This window comes from Comamonas sp. MYb21, assembly GCF_037479395.1.
In the GTDB taxonomy this organism is placed as follows: Bacteria; Pseudomonadota; Gammaproteobacteria; order Burkholderiales; family Burkholderiaceae_C; genus Comamonas.
This window is the reverse complement of the sequence record NZ_JBBGZC010000003.1, coordinates 335,974-356,950: the sequence shown is the minus strand read 5'-3', so window position 1 is coordinate 356,950 and position 20,977 is coordinate 335,974. Positions and strand designations below refer to the sequence as shown.

The 20,977-nt window shown below is 64.4% G+C and carries 18 protein-coding genes and 1 riboswitch; of the genes, 6 read left to right on the top strand and 12 right to left on the bottom strand.

Going from position 1 to position 20,977, the window contains the following annotated elements:
- Positions 1–81 precede the first annotated feature (81 nt).
- Complete coding sequence (locus tag WH367_RS06615; RefSeq protein WP_339534968.1) at positions 82–2,517, top strand: TonB-dependent receptor; 2,436 nt, start codon at positions 82–84, stop codon at positions 2,515–2,517.
- Positions 2,518–2,551: 34 nt separating this feature from the next.
- Here WH367_RS06615 and glmU read toward each other — a convergent pair whose 3' ends face one another.
- Together glmU and WH367_RS06605 are read right to left on the bottom strand one after the other, a co-directional pair.
- Entirely contained in the window at positions 2,552–3,970 is a 1,419-nt protein-coding gene (gene glmU, locus WH367_RS06610; protein ID WP_339534967.1) for a bifunctional UDP-N-acetylglucosamine diphosphorylase/glucosamine-1-phosphate N-acetyltransferase GlmU, read from the bottom strand.
- A gap of 276 nt (positions 3,971–4,246) precedes the next feature.
- On the bottom strand, positions 4,247–4,669 hold the full coding sequence (locus tag WH367_RS06605; protein ID WP_339534966.1) for a DUF2917 domain-containing protein: 423 nt from the start codon (positions 4,667–4,669) through the stop codon (positions 4,247–4,249).
- A gap of 272 nt (positions 4,670–4,941) precedes the next feature.
- Here WH367_RS06605 and WH367_RS06600 point away from each other — a divergent pair, with 272 nt between their 5' ends.
- Both WH367_RS06600 and WH367_RS06595 read left to right on the top strand, forming a co-directional pair.
- Positions 4,942–5,916, top strand: coding sequence for a LysR substrate-binding domain-containing protein (locus WH367_RS06600; protein ID WP_021026894.1), 975 nt, complete (start codon positions 4,942–4,944; stop codon positions 5,914–5,916).
- Positions 5,917–6,072: 156 nt separating this feature from the next.
- Entirely contained in the window at positions 6,073–7,056 is a 984-nt protein-coding gene (locus tag WH367_RS06595; protein WP_021026895.1) for a Bug family tripartite tricarboxylate transporter substrate binding protein, read from the top strand.
- Between the two features lie 129 nt (positions 7,057–7,185).
- Here WH367_RS06595 and tyrS read toward each other — a convergent pair whose 3' ends face one another.
- Complete coding sequence (gene tyrS, locus WH367_RS06590; RefSeq protein WP_339534965.1) at positions 7,186–8,418, bottom strand: tyrosine--tRNA ligase; 1,233 nt, start codon at positions 8,416–8,418, stop codon at positions 7,186–7,188.
- 220 nt (positions 8,419–8,638) lie between these two features.
- On the opposite strand from tyrS, the gene WH367_RS06585 reads away from it, so the two are divergent.
- Both WH367_RS06585 and WH367_RS06580 read left to right on the top strand, forming a co-directional pair.
- The gene (locus WH367_RS06585) at positions 8,639–10,030 is read left to right on the top strand and encodes a M23 family metallopeptidase (RefSeq protein ID WP_339517162.1); all 1,392 of its coding nucleotides are present in this window, start codon (positions 8,639–8,641) and stop codon (positions 10,028–10,030) included.
- A 110-nt stretch (positions 10,031–10,140) separates the two neighbouring features.
- Positions 10,141–11,253 carry an anhydro-N-acetylmuramic acid kinase gene (locus WH367_RS06580; RefSeq protein WP_339534964.1) on the top strand — a complete coding sequence of 371 codons (1,113 nt, stop codon included), beginning with the start codon at positions 10,141–10,143 and terminating at the stop codon, positions 11,251–11,253.
- Between the two features lie 18 nt (positions 11,254–11,271).
- On the opposite strand, the gene mdtD is transcribed toward WH367_RS06580, so the two are convergent.
- The 4 genes from mdtD to rplM all read right to left on the bottom strand — a co-directional run bounded on the left by mdtD (position 11,272) and on the right by rplM (position 14,165).
- Positions 11,272–12,696: a multidrug transporter subunit MdtD gene (gene mdtD, locus WH367_RS06575; protein WP_021026898.1), complete on the bottom strand. Its 1,425-nt coding sequence runs from the start codon at positions 12,694–12,696 to the stop codon at positions 11,272–11,274.
- Between the two features lie 98 nt (positions 12,697–12,794).
- The gene (erpA, locus tag WH367_RS06570) at positions 12,795–13,160 is read right to left on the bottom strand and encodes an iron-sulfur cluster insertion protein ErpA (protein WP_021026899.1); all 366 of its coding nucleotides are present in this window, start codon (positions 13,158–13,160) and stop codon (positions 12,795–12,797) included.
- Between the two features lie 172 nt (positions 13,161–13,332).
- The gene (rpsI, locus tag WH367_RS06565; RefSeq protein WP_021026900.1) at positions 13,333–13,725 is read right to left on the bottom strand and encodes a 30S ribosomal protein S9; all 393 of its coding nucleotides are present in this window, start codon (positions 13,723–13,725) and stop codon (positions 13,333–13,335) included.
- An 11-nt stretch (positions 13,726–13,736) separates the two neighbouring features.
- Positions 13,737–14,165, bottom strand: coding sequence for a 50S ribosomal protein L13 (rplM, locus tag WH367_RS06560; protein ID WP_021026901.1), 429 nt, complete (start codon positions 14,163–14,165; stop codon positions 13,737–13,739).
- Positions 14,166–14,497: 332 nt separating this feature from the next.
- Between rplM and WH367_RS06555 the strand changes: the two genes are divergently transcribed.
- On the top strand, positions 14,498–15,385 hold the full coding sequence (locus tag WH367_RS06555; protein WP_021026902.1) for a 23S rRNA (adenine(2030)-N(6))-methyltransferase RlmJ: 888 nt from the start codon (positions 14,498–14,500) through the stop codon (positions 15,383–15,385).
- A gap of 105 nt (positions 15,386–15,490) precedes the next feature.
- On the opposite strand, the gene WH367_RS06550 is transcribed toward WH367_RS06555, so the two are convergent.
- The 5 genes from WH367_RS06550 to WH367_RS06530 all read right to left on the bottom strand — a co-directional run bounded on the left by WH367_RS06550 (position 15,491) and on the right by WH367_RS06530 (position 20,924).
- Positions 15,491–16,339 (bottom strand): septal ring lytic transglycosylase RlpA family protein, encoded by an 849-nt coding sequence (locus WH367_RS06550; protein WP_339534963.1) that lies wholly within the window; start codon positions 16,337–16,339, stop codon positions 15,491–15,493.
- 70 nt (positions 16,340–16,409) lie between these two features.
- Positions 16,410–17,237, bottom strand: coding sequence for a methylenetetrahydrofolate reductase [NAD(P)H] (metF, locus tag WH367_RS06545; RefSeq protein WP_021026904.1), 828 nt, complete (start codon positions 17,235–17,237; stop codon positions 16,410–16,412).
- A 24-nt stretch (positions 17,238–17,261) separates the two neighbouring features.
- Positions 17,262–18,464 (bottom strand): TlyA family RNA methyltransferase, encoded by a 1,203-nt coding sequence (locus WH367_RS06540; RefSeq protein ID WP_339534962.1) that lies wholly within the window; start codon positions 18,462–18,464, stop codon positions 17,262–17,264.
- 134 nt (positions 18,465–18,598) lie between these two features.
- Positions 18,599–20,029, bottom strand: a complete 1,431-nt coding sequence (gene ahcY / locus WH367_RS06535) for an adenosylhomocysteinase (protein WP_339534961.1) — start codon at positions 20,027–20,029, stop codon at positions 18,599–18,601.
- A 73-nt stretch (positions 20,030–20,102) separates the two neighbouring features.
- A riboswitch (S-adenosyl-L-homocysteine riboswitch) is annotated at positions 20,103–20,201 on the bottom strand.
- Between the two features lie 18 nt (positions 20,202–20,219).
- Complete coding sequence (locus tag WH367_RS06530; RefSeq protein WP_021026907.1) at positions 20,220–20,924, bottom strand: response regulator; 705 nt, start codon at positions 20,922–20,924, stop codon at positions 20,220–20,222.
- Positions 20,925–20,977: the final 53 nt, after the last annotated feature.

The following is a 20,977-nucleotide window of genomic DNA, read 5'->3' as shown; positions in this document are numbered from 1 at the left end:
TCGTATTTGCTTTCAGAAGACCGGTCTGGCCCTCCAGGCCTCGGTCTTTGGCCATCCCCTTCGCTCTTGCTGAAAGCCTTTATGCCTCTCGCCCCTGCGCCCTCCGTCTTTTCCTCGCGCTCTTCTCCTCTGCGCCGCCGCTCTGCCCTGGCCCGCGCCTGCGCTGCACTCGGCCTGGGGCTGCAGCTGCAGCTGGCCGCTGCCCAAAGCCTGCAGCTGGAGCTGCCCGCCCAGGCGCTGTCCGCTGCGCTGAGCCAATTTGCCCGCCAGGCCGGCCTGCAGCTGACCTATGCCTCCGAGCTGGTGCTAGGCCGGCAGTCACAGGCGCTCAGCGGCCGCTATGCGCTGCAGCAAGGCCTGGCCCAGCTGCTGCAGGGCAGTGGCCTGCAAGGCCGCATCGCAGGCGGCACCTTGACCCTGGAGCGCATACCAGCGCCAGCCCCCGCCCCTGCGCCAGACCAGGACCCCACCCTGCCCCAGGTCACCGTGTCGGCCGGCGACCAGTATGTCAACCTGCTGCCGGCGCCCTATGCCGGTGGCCAGGTGGCCAAGGGCGTGCGCCTGGGCGTGCTGGGTAATACCAGCAATATGAATGCGCCCTTCAGCACCACCAGCTACACCGCCCAGGCGGTGCGCGACCAGCAGGCCAGCACCATTGCCGAGGCGGTGAACCGCGACCCCTCGGTGCGCTACACCGTGCTGCCCGGCGGCAATGTGGACAACCTCTATATCCGGGGCTTTCCGATCTGGGAAGGCAACTCCGGCGAAATCGCCTTTGACGGCATCTACGGCATTGCGCCCAACTACCGGGTGCGCACCGAGTATGTGGACCGCATCGAGGTCATCAAGGGCCCGGGCGCGCTGCTGTTTGGCATGTCGCCCAATGGCTCGGTGGGCGGCGTGATCAATATCGCGCCCAAGCGCGCCAATGAGGAGGTGGCCAGGCTCACGGCAGGCATCAGCTCCGACAGCCTCTGGCACAGCCATGCCGATGTGGGCCGGCGCTTTGGCGACGACGGCCAGTACGGCATCCGCATCAATGCCAGCAAGTACCAGGGCGATACGGTGGTGGACCAGCAGCGCAGCAATGGCAATGTGCTGGCCCTGGCGCTGGATTACGAAGTGGCGCAGTTCCGCGCCACGCTTGACATCCTGTCGCAGGACGAGCGCATCGACGGCGTGGGCCGGCCCATCATGCCCAGCGGGCTGACCGCGCTGCCGGCCGCCCCCAGCGGCAAGCGCAATGCCTCGCAGGCCTGGGAATGGTCGGACAACCGCGAGCGCGCGGTGCTGCTGCGCACCGAGTTCGATGTGACCGAGCAGCTCACGGTGTTTGCCAATGTGGGCCAGTCGCGCGCCGATGTGGACCGCCTCTACGACTCGGCCCCGCGCCTGACCTCAGCCTCCGGCGCCACCAGCAGCACCCCCACCTATGCGGTGTTCGATGTGGACCGCAGCACCATCGATGCCGGCCTGCGCTCGCGCTTTGCGCTGGCGGGGGTCAAGCACTCCGTCACGCTGCAGCTGGCCAGCTACCGCGAGGAGTTCCACCGCGCGCTGCAAGCGGGCAGCACGATCCAGTCCAACATCTATGCGCCCATTGCCAACAGCCCGCAGAGCATTGCCCGGCCGAGCGACATTCCCCGCATCCATGACAACCGCAACACCAGCCTGGCGCTGGTCGACACGGTAGGGCTGCTGAACGACCGCCTGCAGCTGTCCCTGGGCCTGCGCCACCAGGTGATCAAATCGACCAATTTCAATGCGCTGACCGGCGCCACCGCCAATGTCTATGACGAGCGGGTCACCACACCTGCGCTGGGCGTGGTCTGGCGCCAGGCGCCCCACTGGTCGCTCTACGCCAACTACATCGAAGGGCTGAGCAAGGGCGATATCGCGCCGCCGTCGGCCAGCAACTACGGCGAGGTGCTGCGCCCCTACAAAAGCCGCCAGTACGAGATCGGCAGCAAGTACGACCTGGGCAGTTTCATGGCCACGGCCTCGCTGTTCAGCATCGAGAAACCCAGCGGCGGGCTGAACCAGGGCGTCTACCAAAGCAATGGCGAGCAGCGCAACCTGGGCATGGAGCTGTACGCTTATGGCGAAGCCGCCAAGGGCCTGCGCCTGCTGGGCGGCCTGACCGTGCTGAAGCCGGAGATCACCCGTGCTGCGACGGCCGCACTGGTGGGCAACCGGCCCATTGGCACCTCGCGCCTGCTGGCCAATGTGGGGGTCGAGTGGGATGTGCCCGCCCTCCAGGGCCTGAGCCTGATCGCCGACCTGGCCTACACCGGCGCCCAGTATGCCGACCAGGCCAACCAGCTGCGCATTCCGGCCTGGACCCGCGCCGACCTGGGCCTGCGCTACACCACCCGCATCGCCGACCGCAAGACCACCTTGCGCGCCACCGTGCAGAACCTGGCTGACCGCAATGCCTGGGCAGGGGTCACCTCCTGGGGCGCGGTATCGCCGATGGTGCCGCGCACCTTTGTCGTGTCGGCATCGGTGGATTTCTAAGGCTGCTGGGCAGCGCCGGCATTAGAAGAGGCGCTTAGCTTTTCTTCTGCGGCCGGCTCCAGTTCGCAATGCTGACCTGCTTGCCGCGCGCCACGCTCAAGGCGCCCGGCGGCGTGCTCTTGGTGATCGTGGAGCCCCCGCCCACGGTGCCACCAGCGCCAATGGTCAGCGGCGCTACCAGCACGCAGTTGCTGCCCACATGCACATCGGCTTCGATGACGGTGCGGTGCTTGTTGGCGCCGTCATAGTTGGCGGTGATGCTGCCCGCGCCGTAGTTGACCCGCTCGCCAACCTCGGCATCGCCCAGGTAGGCCAGGTGGTTGGCCTTGGCGCCATCTGCCAGGCGCGAGTTCTTGACCTCGACAAAATTGCCGATGTGCACCTGCTTGCCCAGCTGGGCACCAGGGCGCAGTCGGGCAAAGGGCCCGACCAGCGCGCCCTCGCCCACCAGGGCGCCAGCAGCTTCACCATCGATATGGGTAAACGGGTGGATCACCGCATCGGCCGCAATCTCGGCATTGCTGATATGGCAGTAGGCGCCAATGCGCGCGCCATCGCCAATGCGCACCTGGCCGCCAAAGATGCAGCCCACATCGATCTCGACATCCTGGCCGCAGATGAGCTGCGCCTTGCCGCCGCGCGCATCGTCGCGCAGGTCAAAACGGGCCGGGTCGGCCATGCGCACACCCTGGGCCATCAGCGCGTGGGCCTGGCGCATCTGGTGGGCGCGCTCCAGCTCGGCCAGTTGCTGGGGGCTGTTGATGCCGGCCACCTGCAGCACATCGGCAATGCAATGGCCTTCCACCGCCACGCCATCGGCAACGGCCATGGCGACGATGTCGGTCAGGTAGTACTCGCCCTGGGCATTGTTATTGTTCAGTTGGGCCAGCCAGGGCTTGAGCCGGCGCAGTGGCACAGCCATGATGCCGCTGTAAACCTCAGTGATCGCGCGCTCGTCCGCATTCGCATCCTTTTGCTCGACGATGCGCTGCACCGTTCCCTCGGCATTGCGCACAATGCGGCCGTAGCCCGTGGGGTCGGGCATGTTGACGGTGAGCAGGGCCATGCGGTCGCTGCCTGCGGCATCAAGCAGGCCTTGCAAGGTGTCTGCCTGCGTCAGTGGCACATCGCCGGACAGCACAATCGCCATGCCCTCATCGGCCAGCAGCGGCACCGCCTGCTGCACCGCGTGGCCCGTGCCCAGTTGCGGCTCCTGGCGCGCAAAGGCCAGCTGGCTGATGCCGGCGCGGTTCTGGCCTATCGCCGCCTCCACCTGGTCAGCGCCATGGCCGGTGATCACTACCGCCGAGCGGGCCTGCAGCTGGGCAGCGGTATCGAGCACATGCTGCAGCAGCGCGCGCCCGGCCAGCTTCTGCAACACCTTGGGGTGGCGGCTTTTCATGCGCGTGCCCTTGCCGGCGGCCATGATGATGATGTCGAGTGGAGCGGTCATGGTGGATCAGCGAGGCGGCGTCGGGCACCGCCTCTAAAAGACAAAACCCTGTGATTATCGCGCGCTCTACAGGCTTTCAGCTTCCGCCACCGCCACTGTCTTTGGGCAAAAAAAACAGCCTGCGCAAGGCAGGCTGTTGTGGGCAAGTGTTCGAATGAGGGACTTAGACAGCCCAGCAAACCGAAGGTTTGCGGTTGAGACGAGGCGTTCAGCCGCAGGCAGTGCAAACGTACGACAAGGCTGAACAACGGCGTATCAAGGGCTGTGTCAGTCACTCTATATGTTGTAGAGCATGCTGCCGTCGGTCTTACCCCATTGAAAGCGGGTGAACCAGCGTGCGGGCTGCTCGTCCAGGTTGGGCTGGCCGCCCTGGTTCTTGGGGAAGTGGTAGACCAGCGCATCCTGGCGCTTGCTCTCGATGACGACCGACTGGCCGGCCTTGAGCACAACCGTGTGGCCGGCGTGCAGCACCAGGTCACCGGCTTGCAGGCTGGCTTCGTTGCTCAGACCCAGGCCCAGGGTGACCCAGGCGGTGCCTTCGGAGATGCGCAGCACGGTATCGCGCTGGGGCACAAAGCTGATGGCCTTGCCGGAGGGCAGAATGCGCATCTCGGCAGCGGCCGAGGCAGCGCGGCTGGCACGCGCGGGGCGCGCAGCGATGGAGCCAGCAGACAGAACATGAGATGCAGACATTGCCATGGTGTTTTCCTTTGCAGGGCCCTGGTGTCGTTCCGATCCTAGGGTTTACCCGATATACGTATCTTGCGCCTGGGCAGCGCCTGCGTCCAATGAATAAAACAAGGCCGATCGATGCAGCCGCAGCATTAATGGTTTACCCTAGTTCTTGGTCTTTCCGCAGCCCCAAGGCCACACCAAGCCAGCGGCAGCTATCGAAGCAGGAGCATGATGGTTGGCCTGCCCCGGGCATACACCCTGGCGCAGTGTGTACTTCTTGCTACAGTGCCTCCACCATGCCAGACCTGCCTCTGCCGCCTTCCCTGCTCCGCACCCGGCCCATCGCCGTGGGCCATCTGCGCGCTTTTCTGGCGGTAGCTCGCTACCTGAACTTCCGCGCCGCTGCCGAGGAGCTGGCGTTGACCCAGTCGGCCGTCAGCCGGCAGATCCAGGCGCTGGAAGACGAGGTCGGCATTGCGCTGTTTTTGCGCCATACCCGCGCGGTGGAGCTGACCAGCGCTGGCGCCCAGCTGCAGCGCGCCGTGTCGCCGGCCATCGAGCGCATCGACTCGGCCGTGCGCCTGATCCGCCAGACCAGTGGCCGCAAGAGCGTGGCCATCACCACCTGGGCCAGCTTTGCGTCGATGTGGCTGATCCCGCGCATGGAGGCTTTTCAGCGCGACAACCCCGAGATCGACATCCGCATCGATGCCACCGACAACGTCCTCGACCTGGAAACCTCGGATGTGGACCTGGCGCTGCGCTACAGCCTGCCCCAGCACGCCACCGCCAACGCGCAGCGCCTGTTTGGCGAGCAACTGGCCGTTGTCGCCAGCCCCTGGCTGCTGCAAAGCCACCCGCGCATCAGCCAACCCGCCGACGTGGCCCGCCACACCTTGATCGAGGCAGGCGACGCCCACCGCCTGCAGCACCTGGACTGGCTGACCTGGGAGCGCTGGCTGGAGCTGCACGGCTGCGGCAATCTGCAACCCAAACGCTGGCTGTACCTCAACTACGCGCACCAGATCGCACAAGCCGCCCTGACCGGCCAGGGCCTGGCGCTGGCACGCATGCCACTGGTGGCCGATGCGCTGGCCAATGGCGATCTGGTCGAGGTGCTGCCCGAATACCGCATGGATTCCCCCCTCGCCTACTGGCTGATCATTGGTCCGCGCAGCCAGCAACGCCCCGAAGTCACCGCCTTTTGCGCCTGGCTGCAGTTGCAGGCCGCCGCCACGCGCACGGCGATTGGGGATACCACCGGCAGCTGATTGCCGCTTGGATAAGGCGCGCGCTGATACGCCTGTGCTCTCAGCCCCGGCCAATTCACTATTAGACAAGCCTGAGCACCCTCCCTACAGTCAAAGCGGCTGCCTGCGCGTTCCACGCCCGCAGGCAGCCACCTATAACGACACAAGGAGACAGCCATGTTCAACCCTCGCTTTGGCCGCCGGCAGGCGCTGGCGCTGTGTGCGGCGCTGCTCGCGGGCGCCGCCAGCCCGGCGCTGCAGGCCCAGGACTTTCCCAGCAAGCCCATCAAGTTCATCGTGCCCTTTGGGCCGGGCAGCGGCACCGACACCTCGGCGCGCTACTACGCCAAAAAGCTGCAGCAGCTCAGCGGCCAGCCGGTGGTGGTGGAGAACCGGCCAGGCGGCAATGGCTTTATAGCGGTCAAGCAGGCCTTGTCGGCCCCGGCCGATGGCTACACCGTCTTTATTGGCAGCAACTCCACCCTGGCGGTGAACACAGCGCTGTTCAAGGAGCTGCCCTATGACCCGCAAAAGGACTTTGCGCCGCTGACGATGATGATGCGCGCCCCGGCCATCGTCGTGGCGCCGGGGGATGCCGATACCAGGCAGCTCAAGGATCTGGTGGCCAAGGCCCAGGCCAGCCCCGGCAAGATCAACTTTGGCGCGGGCTCGGCCGGCTACCAGCTGATGGGTGAGCTGTTCAACGATGTGGCCAAGGTGCAGACCGTGCATGTGCCCTTCAAGGGCGCGGGCGAAGTCGCTACCGCCGTGGCCGGCCATACGGTGGATTACGCCTTTGCCGAGGCCACCTCGGTGCAGGAGCTGATCAAGGCCGGGCGGCTGACGGGTCTGGCCGTCGCCTCCGACAGCCGCGTGGCCGCCCTGCCCCATGTGCCCACCGCCCGCGAAGCGGGCCTGCCCGGCATCGAGGCCTACACCTGGGTGGGCGCGATGGTCAACAGCAAGACGCCGGCGGACACCAGCGCCAAGCTGGCGGGCTGGTTCATGCAGATTGCGGCCGAGCCCGAAACCCAGCAGTTCTATGCCAACCTGGGCGCCACAGCGATGAGCGGCGGCCCGGCGCAGATGCGCCAGTTCCAGGCCGATGAGATTGCGCTGTGGAAGCGCATTGCGACCCAGGCCAAGATTGAGCTGCAGTAGGCCTCGCTGCTGACTGGCGCGTGCCAGCAGTCAAAAGAGGCGATCAGAAAAAAGAGCCGCCCCCCACAAAGGGAAGCGGCTCTTTGATCAAACAGCCAGCCGGGCCAGACCAGCCCGGCCAACCCCGCTTTAGGCCAAGGTCACGCGGGCAAACTTGCGCTTGCCCACTTGCACGACAAAGGTGCCGGCAGGTAGCTTCAGGCCCTTGTCTTCGATCACCACGCCGTCCACCCGCACACCGCCGCCGTCGATCAGGCGGTTGGCTTCGCTGGTCGAAGGGGCGAGGTTGGCCTGCTTGAGCAGGGCGCCAATGCCCAGCGGCGCGCCGCTGAGCGCGACTTCGGGGATGTCATCGGGGATACCGCCCTTGCTGCGGTTGATGAAATCCTGCTCGGCCGCATCGGCCGCTGCCGCGCTGTGGAAGCGTGCGGTGATTTCCTTGGCCAGCAGCACCTTGGCGTCCTTGGGGTTGCGGCCGCCTTCGATCTCCAGCTTGAGCGCGGCGATTTCCGGCAGGCCCATGAAGGACAGCAGGGTAAACCAGTCCCACATCAGGTCGTCCGAGATCGACAGCACCTTGGCGAACATGGTGTTGGCGTCTTCGGTGATGCCGATGTAGTTGTTCTTGGACTTGGACATCTTGTGCACGCCGTCCAGGCCCACCAGAAGCGGCATGGTCAGCACGCACTGCGATTCCTGGCCGTACTCGGCCTGCAGATGGCGGCCCATCATCAGATTGAACTTCTGGTCGGTGCCGCCCAGCTCCAGGTCGCTCTTGAGCGCCACCGAGTCATAGCCCTGCAGCAGCGGGTAGAGGAACTCGTGCAGGCTGATCGAGCTGCCTTCGTGGAAGCGGGTGTGGAAGTCGTTGCGCTCCATCATGCGCGCGACGGTGTACTTGGCCGACAGCTCGATCATGCCGCGCGCGCCCAGCTTGTCGCACCACTCGCTGTTGTAGCGCAGCTCGGTCTTGCTCGGGTCGAGCACCTTGTAGGCCTGCTCGCGGTAGGTCTCGGCATTCACCTGGATCTGCGCGGCAGTCAGCGGCGGCCGGGTGCTGTTGCGGCCCGAAGGGTCGCCAATCAGGGTGGTGAAATCGCCGATCAGGAAGATCACGGTATGGCCCAGGTCCTGCAGCTGGCGCATCTTGTTGAGCACCACCGTATGGCCAATGTGGATGTCCGGGGCGGTGGGATCCAGGCCCAGCTTGATGCGCAGGGGCACGCCCGTCGCCTCGGATTTGGCCAGTTTTTTGACCCATTCCTCCTGTGGCAGCAGCTCATCCACCCCACGCAGACTTACCTGCAAAGCCTCTTGCACACGGTCGGTAACAGGGTAAGTTGTAACAGTCGATTGATTCATATGGGGTTTCTCAGGTTGCCAGCAAAGCCGAGGGCGTTATACTGCGTCCCTTGCGTTGCAGCGTTTTATTCTAGCCGCGTCTGTCAGACGATGTCCCAAGGGGACTTCATCCAGACCCGCGAACGCTGCTCATGAAGTTTTTTTGTGCCATCTTGTTAAAAAACACCCTACCGCGCCTGCAGACGCGGTTTGTTTTGGCTCCGACTGCGCAGCCGGCAAGATGGCCATCCATAACCGGGATGGAACATTGAACAACGGATTCATCACCGCTGGCAGCCTCGTCATTCGCCAGCTGGTCAATACCGCCCAAGCACACCCCAAGCGTCTCGCTGCAGCCCTCGCCGTCATGTTGATGACTGGCGGCGGCGCCGCTTTTGCTGTGGCTGAGCTGGGCCCCAATCCGTCCGACATGCCAGTGCAGACCGTGGAATACCCCGTCGAGTCGCTGGCTTCGGACATTTCGATCGCAGACCTGGTCGACGGACCAGGTTTTTCTTTGTACCGCACCGATGAAGTGCGCAGCAACGACACGCCGGAATCCCTGCTGCGCCGCCTGGGCGTGGCGGACCCGGCAGCCGCGGCCTTCATCCGCAGCAATGCCAAGGCGCGCAGCGCCATCATTGGCAAGGCTGGCCGCCAGATCACCGCCGAGACCACCCAAAGCCATGAGCTGACCACCCTCACGGTACGCTGGGCCGGTGACAGCAGCGATGTGTTCCAGCGCTTCAGCATCCGCAAGGCCGATGGCAAGTTCGACACCCTGACCGAATTCCTGCCGCTGACCCATGGCACGCGCCTGTCGGGCGGCATCATCCGCAGCTCGCTGTATGCGGCCACCGATGCAGCCAGCCTGCCCGACAACGTCTCGAACCAGATGGTCGAGGTGTTTGCTGACAAGATCGATTTCCGCCGTGCGCTGCGCGCCGGTGACCGCTTCTCGCTGGTCTACGAAACGCTGGAAGCCGATGGCGAGGTGCTGGGCACCGGCCGCCTGCTGAGCGCCGAGTTCCGCAACAACGGCAAGACCCATGAGGCGCTGTGGTTCCAGGACTCGCCCAAGGACAAGGGCGCCTACTACAACTTCGCCGGCGAAAGCGGCGAGCGCAGCTACATCGGCTCGCCGGTCAAGTACACCCGCGTCTCCAGCGCCTTTGCCATGCGCGTGCACCCCATCCACAAGACCTGGTCGGCCCACAAGGGCACCGACCTGGCAGCCCCGCAAGGCACGCCCGTGCGCACCGTGGGCGACGGTCTGGTGACCTTTGCCGGCGTGCAAAACGGCTACGGCAATGTGATCTACATCGACCACGGCAACAAGCACGAAACCGTCTACGCCCACCTGAGCCGCATCGCCGTCAAGCAAGGCGCGCGCGTGGGCAAGGGCGACGAGATCGGTGCCGTCGGCCAGACCGGCTGGGCCACCGGCCCGCACCTGCACTTTGAGTTCCGCGTCGCTGGCGAGCAGCGTGACCCACTGGCCATGGTGGCCGAGAGCGAAACCAGCAAGCCGATCAGCCGCCAGGCCCGCGCCAAGTTTGACAACCTGGCCAACAGCATGCGCCTGGCCCTGAACGACCAGATGCTGATGCTCGAGACCAGCGCCAACCAGTAAGCTGCTACACCCGTCCGCCGGTAAGCAGCACGTAACAGCCGCTGCCGCTGCCCCCAGGCCCCCACAATCTTGGTATTGTTGGGGCCTTTGCTTTTGCACCTTTGAAGACAATGACTGAACGCTTTATGGGCCTGATGTCCGGCACCTCGCTGGATGGTGTGGATGGGGTGATTGCCCAGTGGCAGGACGGCCGCATGGAGGTGCTGCAGTACGCCAGCACCGGCTTTGCCCCCGAGCTGCGGGCCGAGCTGCTGGCGCTCAACAGCGCCGGCGAGCAGGAGCTGCACCGCGCAGCACTCGCGGGCAATGCGCTGGCACGCAGCTATGCGCAGGTGGTCGATCGGCTGCTGGCGCGCAGCGGCCTGCAGCCCGGCGATATCACCGCCATTGGCGCCCATGGCCAGACCGTGCGCCACCAACCAGGCCTGTGGGATGGCACTGGCTATACCTTGCAGCTCAACAACCCGGCGCTGCTGGCGGAGCTCAGCGGCATTGCCGTGGTGGCCGATTTCCGCAGCCGCGATGTGGCCGCTGGCGGCCAGGGCGCGCCGCTGGTGCCCGCCTTTCACCACAGCGTGTTTGGCGGCGCGGGCAGTCTGCGCTGGGTGCTCAATATCGGCGGCATCTCCAACATCAGCCGCCTCGACGGCGACGACATCCGCGGCTGGGACTGCGGCCCGGGCAATGCGCTGATGGACCACTGGTGCCAGCTCAACACCGGCAATCCCTACGACGACGGCGGCCACTGGGCGGCCAGCGGCCAGGTGATTCCGGCATTGCTCGCAGCCTTCATGGAAGAGCCTTTTTTCCAGCTGCCACCACCCAAGAGCACTGGGCGCGATCTGTTCAACCCCGCCTGGCTGGCCCCGTTGCTCGAGCGCCATGCGCCAGGCGCCGCGCCTGCCGATGTGCAGGCCAGCCTGACCGCCTTCACCGCGCTGGCCATTGCGCAGGACATGCAGCGCCATGGCGCAGCCGAGGGCCAGACCTTGATCGTCTGCGGCGGCGGCGCGCTCAACCAGCAGCTGCTGCAACGCCTGGCCGATCTGCTGCCGGGCATCGCCGTGGACAGCTCGGCCGCGCACGGCCTGCCCCCGCAGCAGGTCGAGGCCAGCGCCTTTGCCTGGCTGGCCCGCCAGTGCTGGCAGCGCCTGCCGGGCAATCTGCCGGCGGTGACCGGTGCGCGCGGGCCCCGGGTGCTGGGGGCGATCTACCCGCGTTGAGCGGCTAAGGATTGACGCTCAAGCATCCCCGCCATCGGGCGCCGGCTTGACCGGCTCATCCTTGTCGAGCTGGCTGAACACCAAGGTGGCAGCCAAGGTCATCAAGGCCACGGTCAGGAAGGTCGCGTGGATGGCGCGCAGCGACTTGTCCGGGTCGGTGATCCAGCGGTCGGCATAACCGGACAGCAGCGCGCCGGCCAAGGCCACGCCAATGCCCATGGCCAGCATCTGCACCATCGACAAGAGACTGTTGCCGCTGCTGGCAAATTCGCCGTCCAGGTCTTTCAGGGTGACCGAGTTCATCGCCGAGAACTGCATGGAGTTGAAGCCGCCAAATACAAACAGCTGCAGCAGCAGCAACCAGGGCGGCTGCTGGGCGCTGGTCAATGCAAAGCTCGCCAGCATGAAGGCGACCATCACCGAGTTGACCTGCAGCACGCGGCGGTAGCCAAAGTGCTGCACCGTCTGCACCGCAAAGCGCTTGACCAGCATGCTGCCCATGACGGTGGCCAGCATCATCATGCCGGCGTTCATCGGCGCCATGCCCAGGCCCACCTGCAGCAGCAGCGGGATCAGAAACGGCGCAGCCCCCGTGCCAAAGCGGGCAAACAGATTGCCCAGCAGGCCCACGCGCAGCGAGCGCACGCGGAACAGCATCGGCGGAAACAGCGGCTCGGGAACACGCAGCGCATGCATCCAGTAGCTGGCCAGGCTGGCCAGGCCAAACACCATCAGCACCACAACCATCGCCATGCCCAGGCCCATGCCGGACATGCCATCGAGGGCGACCGAAATGGCCACCATGCCAAACGACAGCAGCGCATAGCCCAGGCCATCGAACTTGCGCGGCACCGACCAGGTGGTCTCGGGCATCCAGCGGCGCGCGGCCCAGACGCCAAAGAGGCCGACCGGCACATTGATCCAGAAGATCCAGTTCCAGGTAGCGACCTCCACCAGCCAGCCGCCCAGGGTCGGACCCAGCAAGGGGCCGATCTGGCCGGGAATGGCGATAAAGCTCATCGCGCGGATGAAATCCCCCTTGGGGTGGCTGCGCAGCACCGCCAAGCGCCCCACGGGCAGCATCATCGCGCCGCCCACGCCTTGCACCACACGCGCGGCGATCAGAAAGCCCAGGCTGGGCGAGAGCGCGCAGAGCACCGAGCCCAGCACAAACAGCGCAATCGCCCACATGAAGACGCGGCGCGTACCAAAGCGGTCGGCGATCCAGCCCGAGGCCGGAATCAGCATGGCCGTGGTCAGCGAGTAGGCGACAATCACCGACTGCATTTTCAGCGGGCTTTGGCCCAGCGAATGGGCCATGGCCGGCAGCGCGATGTTCAGGATCGTGGCATCGAGCGACTGCAGAAAAAAGGCAATCGCCACCAGCCAGAGCAGGCGCTCCTTGTGGGGCGCAACGGGGCGGGGGGTCAGTTCAGCGGACATGGACAAAACAAAAGCCGCTGGTCAACAGCGGCTTGTGGCAAGGTGGTGAACCAGAAGGCAAGCACAGGAGCAATGCCTTCCATCACAGACTGCGCGGCTTATACCGAGAAGCTCGATCCGCAACCGCAGGTGGTCGTGGCGTTCGGGTTCTTGATCACGAACTGCGCGCCCTGCAGGTCTTCCTTGTAATCGATCTCGGCGCCCAGCAGGTACTGGTAGCTCATCGCATCGATCAGCAGCGACACGCCATTCTTGGTCATGGTCGTGTCGTCGTCGTTGGCAATCTCGTCAAAGGTAAAGCCATACTGGAAGCCCGAGCAGCCGCCGCCTTGCACGAACACGCGCAGCTTCAGATCCGGATTGCCTTCTTCGGCAATCAGATCGGCCACCTTCGCCGCTGCACTGTCGGTAAAGACAATCGGGGTGGGCATTTCCGTCATGGTGTTTTCAGCAACTTCGCTCATGGGAGACGACTCCTGTCTTATTTGATGTACTGCAAAGAATGGTACTCCAATCGCATGTTTCTCGCAGCCTGGGGGCCGGGTGACGCCAATTGCAGTGTGGGAATAGCCCACCCGTAGCGAGCCGCCATAAAAAAACCGCCCCGAGGGGCGGTTCTTGGCAAGTAGCCAGCAATTAACGCTTGGAGAACTGCTTTGCGCGGCGTGCAGAGTGCAGACCGACCTTCTTACGCTCGACTTCACGTGCGTCACGGGTCACGAAGCCAGCTTGGCTCAGTTGCGACTTCAGTGCTGCATCGTAATCGATCAGAGCGCGGGTGATGCCGTGGCGGGTGGCACCGGCTTGGCCGGATTCACCGCCGCCGTGCACGTTGACCTGGATGTCGAAGGTTTCGACATTGCCGGTCAGCACCAGGGGCTGCTTTGCAATCATGATCGAGGTTTCGCGGCCGAAATATTGTTGAATGTCCTTGCCATTCACAACAATCTTGCCGGAGCCCTTCTTCAGAAACACACGGGCGACGCTGGATTTGCGACGGCCGGTGCCATTGTTCCAATCACCAATCATCTCGGGACTCCTTAGATTTCCAGCACTTTAGGCTGTTGGGCGGTGTGAGGATGCTCATCACCACCGTAGACCTTCAGCTTCTTGATCATGGCGTAGCCCAGAGGACCCTTGGGCAGCATGCCCTTGACAGCCTTTTCGAGAGCACGGCCAGGGAACTTCACTTGCATGTCGCGGAAGTTGGTGGCAGTGATGCCGCCTGGGAAGCCCGAATGACGGTAGTACACCTTGTCCGTGTTCTTGGTACCAGTGACCTTGATCTTGGAGGCGTTGATGATGACGATGTAGTCACCGGTGTCAACGTGAGGTGTGTAAATGGCTTTGTGTTTGCCGCGCAGACGGAGTGCCACTTCGCTGGCGACACGTCCGAGCACCTTATCGGTGGCGTCAATCACAAACCACTCGTGTTGCACCTCAGCGGGTTTTGCGCTGAATGTAGACATGAGTTTTCTCTTTCAATAGAGGGTTTGGCAAATCCTTTTCCGCGGTCGGTGCTTCTTCTAGACGCAACTCTCGTCACGCAGGAAGCCTCTTAGGCGGTACTCCCTCACATGCAGCGCCTGGGCACTGCACGCAAAGTCTTCGCCGCGGGATTCATAAAAATCGCTGCGAAGCTCTCCATTATAAAAGTTTTTCGGTAAGACGTAAAGTGCTCCCTTACATCCCACCAATGGGCTCGGTTCCGGCATTTTTTCCATGTTTTTGGGGCCTTTAGCAGCTGCTGCATGCCCCTTTGGCGCCGTAGCACAGCGCATATCGCTACCATTGGCGCCCTATGTTCAGTTACCGCCACGCCTTCCATGCCGGCAATCACGCCGATGTGCTCAAGCACACCATCCTGATTGCCTCCCTGCAATACATGACGCAAAAAGAGGCGGCATTGGTTGCACTGGACACCCATGCCGGGGCGGGGCTGTACCGCCTGGACGGCGACTACGCCACCACCAGCGCCGAGGCCGACGAGGGCATTCGCCGACTTGAAGGTGCCAAGGACCTGTGCCCCATGCTGCAGGACTATGTGGACATGGTCAAAGCCTTCAACACCAGCAACACCTACAAGGTCTACCCGGGCTCGCCCTTTATCGCGCAGCGCCTGCTGGGCGACCGCGACAAGCTCAAGCTGTTTGAGCTGCACCCCACCGACTGCCGTTCGCTGAGCGGCAATATCGCGCAGCTCAAGGCCGGCCGCCAGGTCCAGGTGCTGCTGGAAGACGGTTTTGAGGGCGTGAAGAAATTCCTGCCCCCGCCATCGCGCCGCGCCTTTTTGCTCTGCGACCCCAGCTACGAGATGAAGACCGACTACGGCCGTGTGCTCGACATGGTGGCCGACAGCATGCAGCGCTTTCCCACCGGCACCTATGCGGTCTGGTACCCGATCATTCCGCGCCAGGAAGCCCATGACCTGCCCCGCCGCCTCAAGACCCTGGCCAACAAGTTTGGCAAGAGCTGGCTCAATGCCGAGCTGACGGTCAAGAACAGCAAGATCACCACCGCCATGCGCCAGGGCGAAGAAAAGCGCCCCGGTCTGCCCGCCAGCGGCATGTTCCTGATCAACCCGCCCTTCACCTTGAAGGACCAGCTCAAGGTGGCCCTGCCCCAGATGGCCGAGCTGCTGCAGCAGGACAGCAATGCCGGTTATGTGCTGGAGAGCGGCGGCAAGTAAGCAGCGCAGGCGGGAAACACACCACCGGCCGGGCCAACCCCGGACAGAAAAACGCAGGCCATCGCCAAAGATGGACCTGCGTTTTTGCTTTTGTGTGCTGCGGTTTTACTTTTTGCGCCGTGCTGTGGGCGCAGCCTTGGCAGGCTTGGCCCGGGCCTTGGTGGCGGGGACCACGGCCCGCACGCGGCCATGGTGTACCGCGGCCTTGGCGTTCTGGTGACTGCGGGGCGCCGCATCACCGGCCAGTGCCCCGCTGCCGCGCCGCCCGGCCAGCACAAATGAGGGGCAGTCGTCGTCATCGTCGTCCAGGGTCCAGAGCTCCACCGGCTTGATACCCAGGCCCAGCATGCCCAGCTCCTGGGCGGCGCCCTGGCTCAGGTCGATGATGCGGTCGCCCGCATAGGGGCCCCGGTCATTGATGCGCACCACCACCGCCTTGCCGGTGACCATGCTGCGCACGCAGACCTGGGTGCCAAAAGGCAGGGTCTTGTGTGCTGCTGTCAGCCCTTCCTTGTCAAAGCGCTCGCCATTGGCCGTCTTGCGGCCATGGAACTGGCCGCCATACCAGGAAGCCATGCCTTGCTGGTCGGCCGAGCGGTAAGGGTCTTGCTTGAGGGAGGGAGGAATATCGGGCACATCCCAGGGGCGCGAGAGCCCATCGATGCTGCTGAGCGGCGCCGACGGCGGCAGCACCAGGCCCAGGCCTCGGCGCTCACCGGACAGCGCGGCCAGCTCCTCAGGCGCGGTGGAGGTGATGGCCGACTCGGCGGCCGAGCGCTCGGGTGCTGTGAATGCGGCTTCGGGATGCACAGGGCCTTGCGCTGTGCTCTGCGCCACGCCATCGGGCGCCGCGCCATCGCTGTCGCTGGGCACATGCACGCAGCCACCGGCGAGCGCAGCCAGGCTGACAGCGGCCAGCCAGCCTCGGCATCGCGATCGTGTGGATGAGGACAACAGCAACTCCTGGTCTTTCCGCGTTCGGCACATTCGGGGCCACCGCGCTGCAAGACCACAGCGCTGTTGGCTACAGCCCCAGCCGGTCGCAGATCGCCAGTGTGGCTGCGCTTTGGTTCATGGTGTAGAAGTGCAGACCGACGGCACCACGGCGGCGCAGGTCCTCGCACATCTGGGTCACCACATCCAGGCCAAAGGCACGGATGCTGGCAACATCATCTCCATAGCCTTGCAGTCGCAGACGAATCCAGCGCGGGATCTCGGCGCCGCAGGCATCCGAAAAGCGCATCAGTTGCGTCGATCCGGTGATCGGCATAATACCCGGGATGACCGGCAGGTCTACCCCGCGTTTTTGTAAATCTTCTTGAAATCTGCAAAAGGCATCGGCGTTGAAGAAGTACTGCGTGATGGCCGAATCGGCACCGGCTTTCACCTTGGCCAGAAAGGCCTGCAGGTCCGCCTCGGGGTTGCGCGCCTGCGGGTGCATCTCCGGATAGGCGGCCACTTCGATGTGGAAATCCTGGCCGAATTCGTCGCGGATAAACGTCACCAGATCGCTGGCGTAGTGGAACTCGCCACCCAGGCCATAGCCGCTGGGCAGGTCGCCGCGCAAGGCCACCAGGCGCTTGACGCCCATGTCCTTGAGCTGCTGCAGCTGCGCACGAACGGTCTGCTTGGTCGCGCCCACGCAGGAGAAGTGCGATGCCGCATCCACCCCCTCGTCGAGGATGGCCTTGACCACGCCAAAGGTGCCCTCTTGCGTGGAGCCGCCCGCCCCATAGGTCACCGAGCAGAACTGGGGCTTGCGCGCATACAGCGCCTGGCGCACCACGCGCAGCTTGTCAGCGCCTTCGGGCGTCTTGGGCGGGAAAAATTCAAAACTGATGGGAAAGGTCATGGCCGTCTTCCAGGTCGTCAATACTCAGCGCTCGTTGCGCTTTTTCTGCTTGCTGCGTGCCGGGCCGGGCTGGCCAAAACTGGCCGCTTCCGGGTCCACATACAGCTCCTGCAGATCGCGCTTGGCACGCATATCGGCACGCGATGGGCGCTTGGCTGCGGCCTTCTTCGCAGGCGCGGCAGAGGTCTCATCGCTGGCATCGGCTGCCGCAGGCGCAGGCAGCTTCACCACGGCGCCTTGCTGGGCATGCACAAAGAACTCGTGGTTGCCGTCACCGCCATCGATGGCCGAATCCATCCATTGCTTGACCTCCAGGCCCAGCTCGGCGAGGCAGGCGCGGATGCGCTGCTCCACCTCGGCGTACAAGGCCTTGTCGCGCACAATGCCGCCCTTGCCGATCTGGCCGGGCTGCAGCTCGAACTGGGGCTTGACCAGCATCAGAAGCTGGCCGCCGGGCTTGAGCACGCTCACCACCGCAGGCAGCACCAGGGTCAGCGAGATAAAGGACAGATCGCCGGTGACAAAGTCAAACTCGGGGCGGATATCGACGTTCTCGGTGCCGGCGCGGCGGCGGCGCTCAACCGGGGCCGTGCCTTCTGCCTTGGCGCGCTGCTTGGCATTGCGCTCGGCCTTGAAGTCCTCGATCTCCTGCTCTTTGGCGTCCTGGCTGTCGTCGTATTCCTCATCGACCTGGCCGCCATTGCGCATCCAGGCATAAGGGGCCACCGGCTGGGTGTCGTTGTCCTCTTCTTCGAGCACGATCTCGGTCAAGGCCAGATCGCAGGCCGCTTCCAGCGATTCGGGCGTCAGCGCGCGTGCATTGAAGCCCTCGACACAGACCACGCGCGCATCGGCGCGCAGGCGCTCGTGCAGCTGGCCCGTGCCCACATCGACACCGATCACCTGCTGGGCACCGGCCTGCAGCAGGCAGTCGGTAAAGCCACCGGTGCTCTGGCCCACGTCCAGGCAGCGCAGGTCCCGAACCACCAGGCCGGTCGCCGCCAAGGCGCCTTCGAGCTTCAAGCCGCCGCGCGAGATGTACTTGGCTTCCGAGTCATCGAGCAGCTCCACCTGGGCGCCTGCTGGAATCTCGTCCCCGTTCTTGGCCACCTTGATCCAGGGGGCCAGCGAGGTGGTGCGCCATTGCACACCCGCAGCAATCAGGCGCTGCGCCTGCGAGCGGGTCGACGCCAGGCCCGTTTCCACCAAAAACACATCTGCGCGCATGCGCGTTCCTTCAATCAAAACGACCGGCTGGCCCGCCCAAGCGGAGCAGCCCGTCTTCACAACAAATGCCCAACAGGGCTGCAGCGCCTAGCGGCACACAAGGGTGTCACCAGGCGCTGGGATTACCGCTCAAGTTAGTAGCGGTAGGTTTCGGGCTTGTACGGGCCTTCCTTCTTCACACCGATGTAGTCCGCTTGCGCCTGGGTCAGCTCGGTCAGCTGGGCGCCGACCTTCTTCAGGTGCAGGCGTGCGACCTTCTCGTCCAGCACCTTGGGCAGCACATAGACCTTGCCCACTTCGTAGGCGTCGGGGCGGGTGAACAGCTCGATCTGCGCCAGGGTCTGGTTGGCAAAGGAGTTGGACATCACAAAGCTGGGGTGGCCGGTGGCGCAACCCAGGTTCACCAGTCGGCCCTTGGCCAGCAGGATGATCTTCTTCCCATCGGGGAAGGTGATGTGGTCGACCTGCGGCTTGATCTCCTCCCACTCGTACTTCTCGATCGATGCGACATCGATTTCGTTGTCGAAGTGACCGATGTTGCAGACGATGGCCTCGTCCTTCATCGCGACCATGTGCTCGTGGCGGATGATGTCCTTGTTGCCGGTGGTGGTCACGAAGATATCGCACTTGTCAGCGGCGTACTCCATGGTCACGACCTTGTAGCCTTCCATCGCCGCTTGCAGGGCGTTGATCGGGTCGATCTCGGTCACCCAGACTTGCGCGCGCAGCGCAGTCAGCGCCTGGGCGCAGCCCTTGCCCACGTCACCGTAGCCAGCCACCACAGCCACCTTGCCGGCGATCATCACATCGGTGGCTCGCTTGATGCCGTCCACCAGCGATTCGCGGCAGCCGTAGAGGTTGTCGAACTTGGACTTGGTCACCGAGTCGTTGACGTTGATCGCGCGGAACAGCAGCGAGCCGTTGGCCGACATTTCGTTCAGGCGGTGCACGCCAGTGGTGGTCTCTTCGGTCACGCCCATGATCTGGGCCGACTTGCGGCTGTACCAGGTCGCATCCACCGCCAGCTTGGCCTTGATCGCAGCAAACACGATCTTTTCTTCTTCGCTGCCGGGGTTGGCCAGCACGGAGATGTCCTTCTCGGCCTTCTTGCCCAGGTGCATCAGCATGGTGGCATCGCCGCCGTCGTCCAGGATCATGTTCGGGCCTTCGCCTTCGGTGCCCTTGGCGCCGAATTCAAAGATCGCGTGGGTGTAGTCCCAGTAGTCCTTGAGCGACTCGCCCTTGATCGCGTACACGGGCACGCCGGTCTCGGCGATGGCGGCAGCGGCGTGGTCCTGGGTCGAGAAGATGTTGCACGAGGCCCAGCGCACTTGGGCGCCCAGCGCAGTCAGCGTCTCGATCAGCACAGCGGTCTGGATGGTCATGTGCAGCGAGCCGGTGATGCGCGCGCCCTTCAAGGGCTGGGCAGCGGCGAACTCTTCACGCACGGCCATCAGGCCAGGCATTTCGGTTTCGGCGATCTTGATTTCCTTGCGGCCCCAAGCGGCCAGGGAAATATCGGTAATCGCGGAGTCAGCGGGATTGAAGCGAACAGCAGCGTTCATGGTTTTCTCCAAAAATTGAATGAAAAACCACGTTCCGCGGAAGAAGGGAAGGACCATCTCACCGCACAGAAAGCGTGGGTGAGCGTCGTTGCGAGATGAAATCCGAGCCTCACGCCCCATGGTGGTCTGGCGCCTGGCCAGACTGGGAAACGCTGCAACGCTCCTCGGATGGAGTGCGATTATAAGGGCATCAGCCCTGTAACCCCACCAGGCGGTAGCCCACTTGAAGCTCGGTAAGCAGATGGCGGGGCTGGGCCGGCTCGGCCTCGATCTTCTGGCGCAGGTTGGCCATGTGCACGCGCAGGTAGTGCGGCCGGTCCAGGTACTCCGGCCCCCAGACCTGCAGCAGCAGCTGGCGGTGCGTCAGCACCCGGCCCTGGCCGGCGATCAGCGCCGCCAGCAGCCGGAATTCGATCGGCGTCAGGTGCACGGCAGCGCCCGCCTGGCGCACTTCGTGCGTGGCCAGGTCCACCTCCACATCGCCAAAGTGCACCGTGCTGCCGGGCTGCTCGCCGCCACTGCGCTGGCTGCGGCGCAGCATCACGCGCAGGCGCGCCAGCAGCTCGGGCACGCCAAAGGGTTTGCTCAGGTAGTCATCCGCGCCCGCATCGAGCGCCGCCACTTTCTCGTCCTCCTGGTCGCGGGCCGAGAGCACCAGCACCGGCAGGCCGCTCCAGCCGCGCAGCTCGGCGATCAACGTCTTGCCATCGGCATCGGGCAGGCCCAGGTCCAGCACCAGCGCATCGGGCTGGCGGCTGGCCGCCTCGATCAGGCCACGCCTTGCGCTGTCGGCCTCGAAGACCTGCCAGCCTTCGTCCTCCATGGCCAGACGCACAAAGCGGCGGATATGCGGATCATCGTCCACCAAGAGGATGCGGGGGGCAGCAAGCGTCATGCGCCCGATTGTGACAAAAAACCGGGGTGGTTTGCGCCTGCTGCCCGGCGGCA

What these genes read in the sequence shown, in the direction of transcription:
- WH367_RS06615 (WP_339534968.1), top strand. Translation starts at nt 82, where the DNA reads ATGCCTCTCGCCCCTGCGCCCTCCGTCTTTTCCTCGCGCTCTTCTCCT.
- glmU (WP_339534967.1), bottom strand. Translation starts at nt 3,970, where the DNA reads ATGACCGCTCCACTCGACATCATCATCATGGCCGCCGGCAAGGGCACG.
- WH367_RS06605 (WP_339534966.1), bottom strand. Translation starts at nt 4,669, where the DNA reads ATGGCAATGTCTGCATCTCATGTTCTGTCTGCTGGCTCCATCGCTGCG.
- WH367_RS06600 (WP_021026894.1), top strand. Translation starts at nt 4,942, where the DNA reads ATGCCAGACCTGCCTCTGCCGCCTTCCCTGCTCCGCACCCGGCCCATC.
- WH367_RS06595 (WP_021026895.1), top strand. Translation starts at nt 6,073, where the DNA reads ATGTTCAACCCTCGCTTTGGCCGCCGGCAGGCGCTGGCGCTGTGTGCG.
- tyrS (WP_339534965.1), bottom strand. Translation starts at nt 8,418, where the DNA reads ATGAATCAATCGACTGTTACAACTTACCCTGTTACCGACCGTGTGCAA.
- WH367_RS06585 (WP_339517162.1), top strand. Translation starts at nt 8,639, where the DNA reads ATGGCCATCCATAACCGGGATGGAACATTGAACAACGGATTCATCACC.
- WH367_RS06580 (WP_339534964.1), top strand. Translation starts at nt 10,141, where the DNA reads ATGACTGAACGCTTTATGGGCCTGATGTCCGGCACCTCGCTGGATGGT.
- mdtD (WP_021026898.1), bottom strand. Translation starts at nt 12,696, where the DNA reads ATGTCCGCTGAACTGACCCCCCGCCCCGTTGCGCCCCACAAGGAGCGC.
- erpA (WP_021026899.1), bottom strand. Translation starts at nt 13,160, where the DNA reads ATGAGCGAAGTTGCTGAAAACACCATGACGGAAATGCCCACCCCGATT.
- rpsI (WP_021026900.1), bottom strand. Translation starts at nt 13,725, where the DNA reads ATGATTGGTGATTGGAACAATGGCACCGGCCGTCGCAAATCCAGCGTC.
- rplM (WP_021026901.1), bottom strand. Translation starts at nt 14,165, where the DNA reads ATGTCTACATTCAGCGCAAAACCCGCTGAGGTGCAACACGAGTGGTTT.
- WH367_RS06555 (WP_021026902.1), top strand. Translation starts at nt 14,498, where the DNA reads ATGTTCAGTTACCGCCACGCCTTCCATGCCGGCAATCACGCCGATGTG.
- metF (WP_021026904.1), bottom strand. Translation starts at nt 17,237, where the DNA reads ATGACCTTTCCCATCAGTTTTGAATTTTTCCCGCCCAAGACGCCCGAA.
- WH367_RS06540 (WP_339534962.1), bottom strand. Translation starts at nt 18,464, where the DNA reads ATGCGCGCAGATGTGTTTTTGGTGGAAACGGGCCTGGCGTCGACCCGC.
- ahcY (WP_339534961.1), bottom strand. Translation starts at nt 20,029, where the DNA reads ATGAACGCTGCTGTTCGCTTCAATCCCGCTGACTCCGCGATTACCGAT.
- WH367_RS06530 (WP_021026907.1), bottom strand. Translation starts at nt 20,924, where the DNA reads ATGACGCTTGCTGCCCCCCGCATCCTCTTGGTGGACGATGATCCGCAT.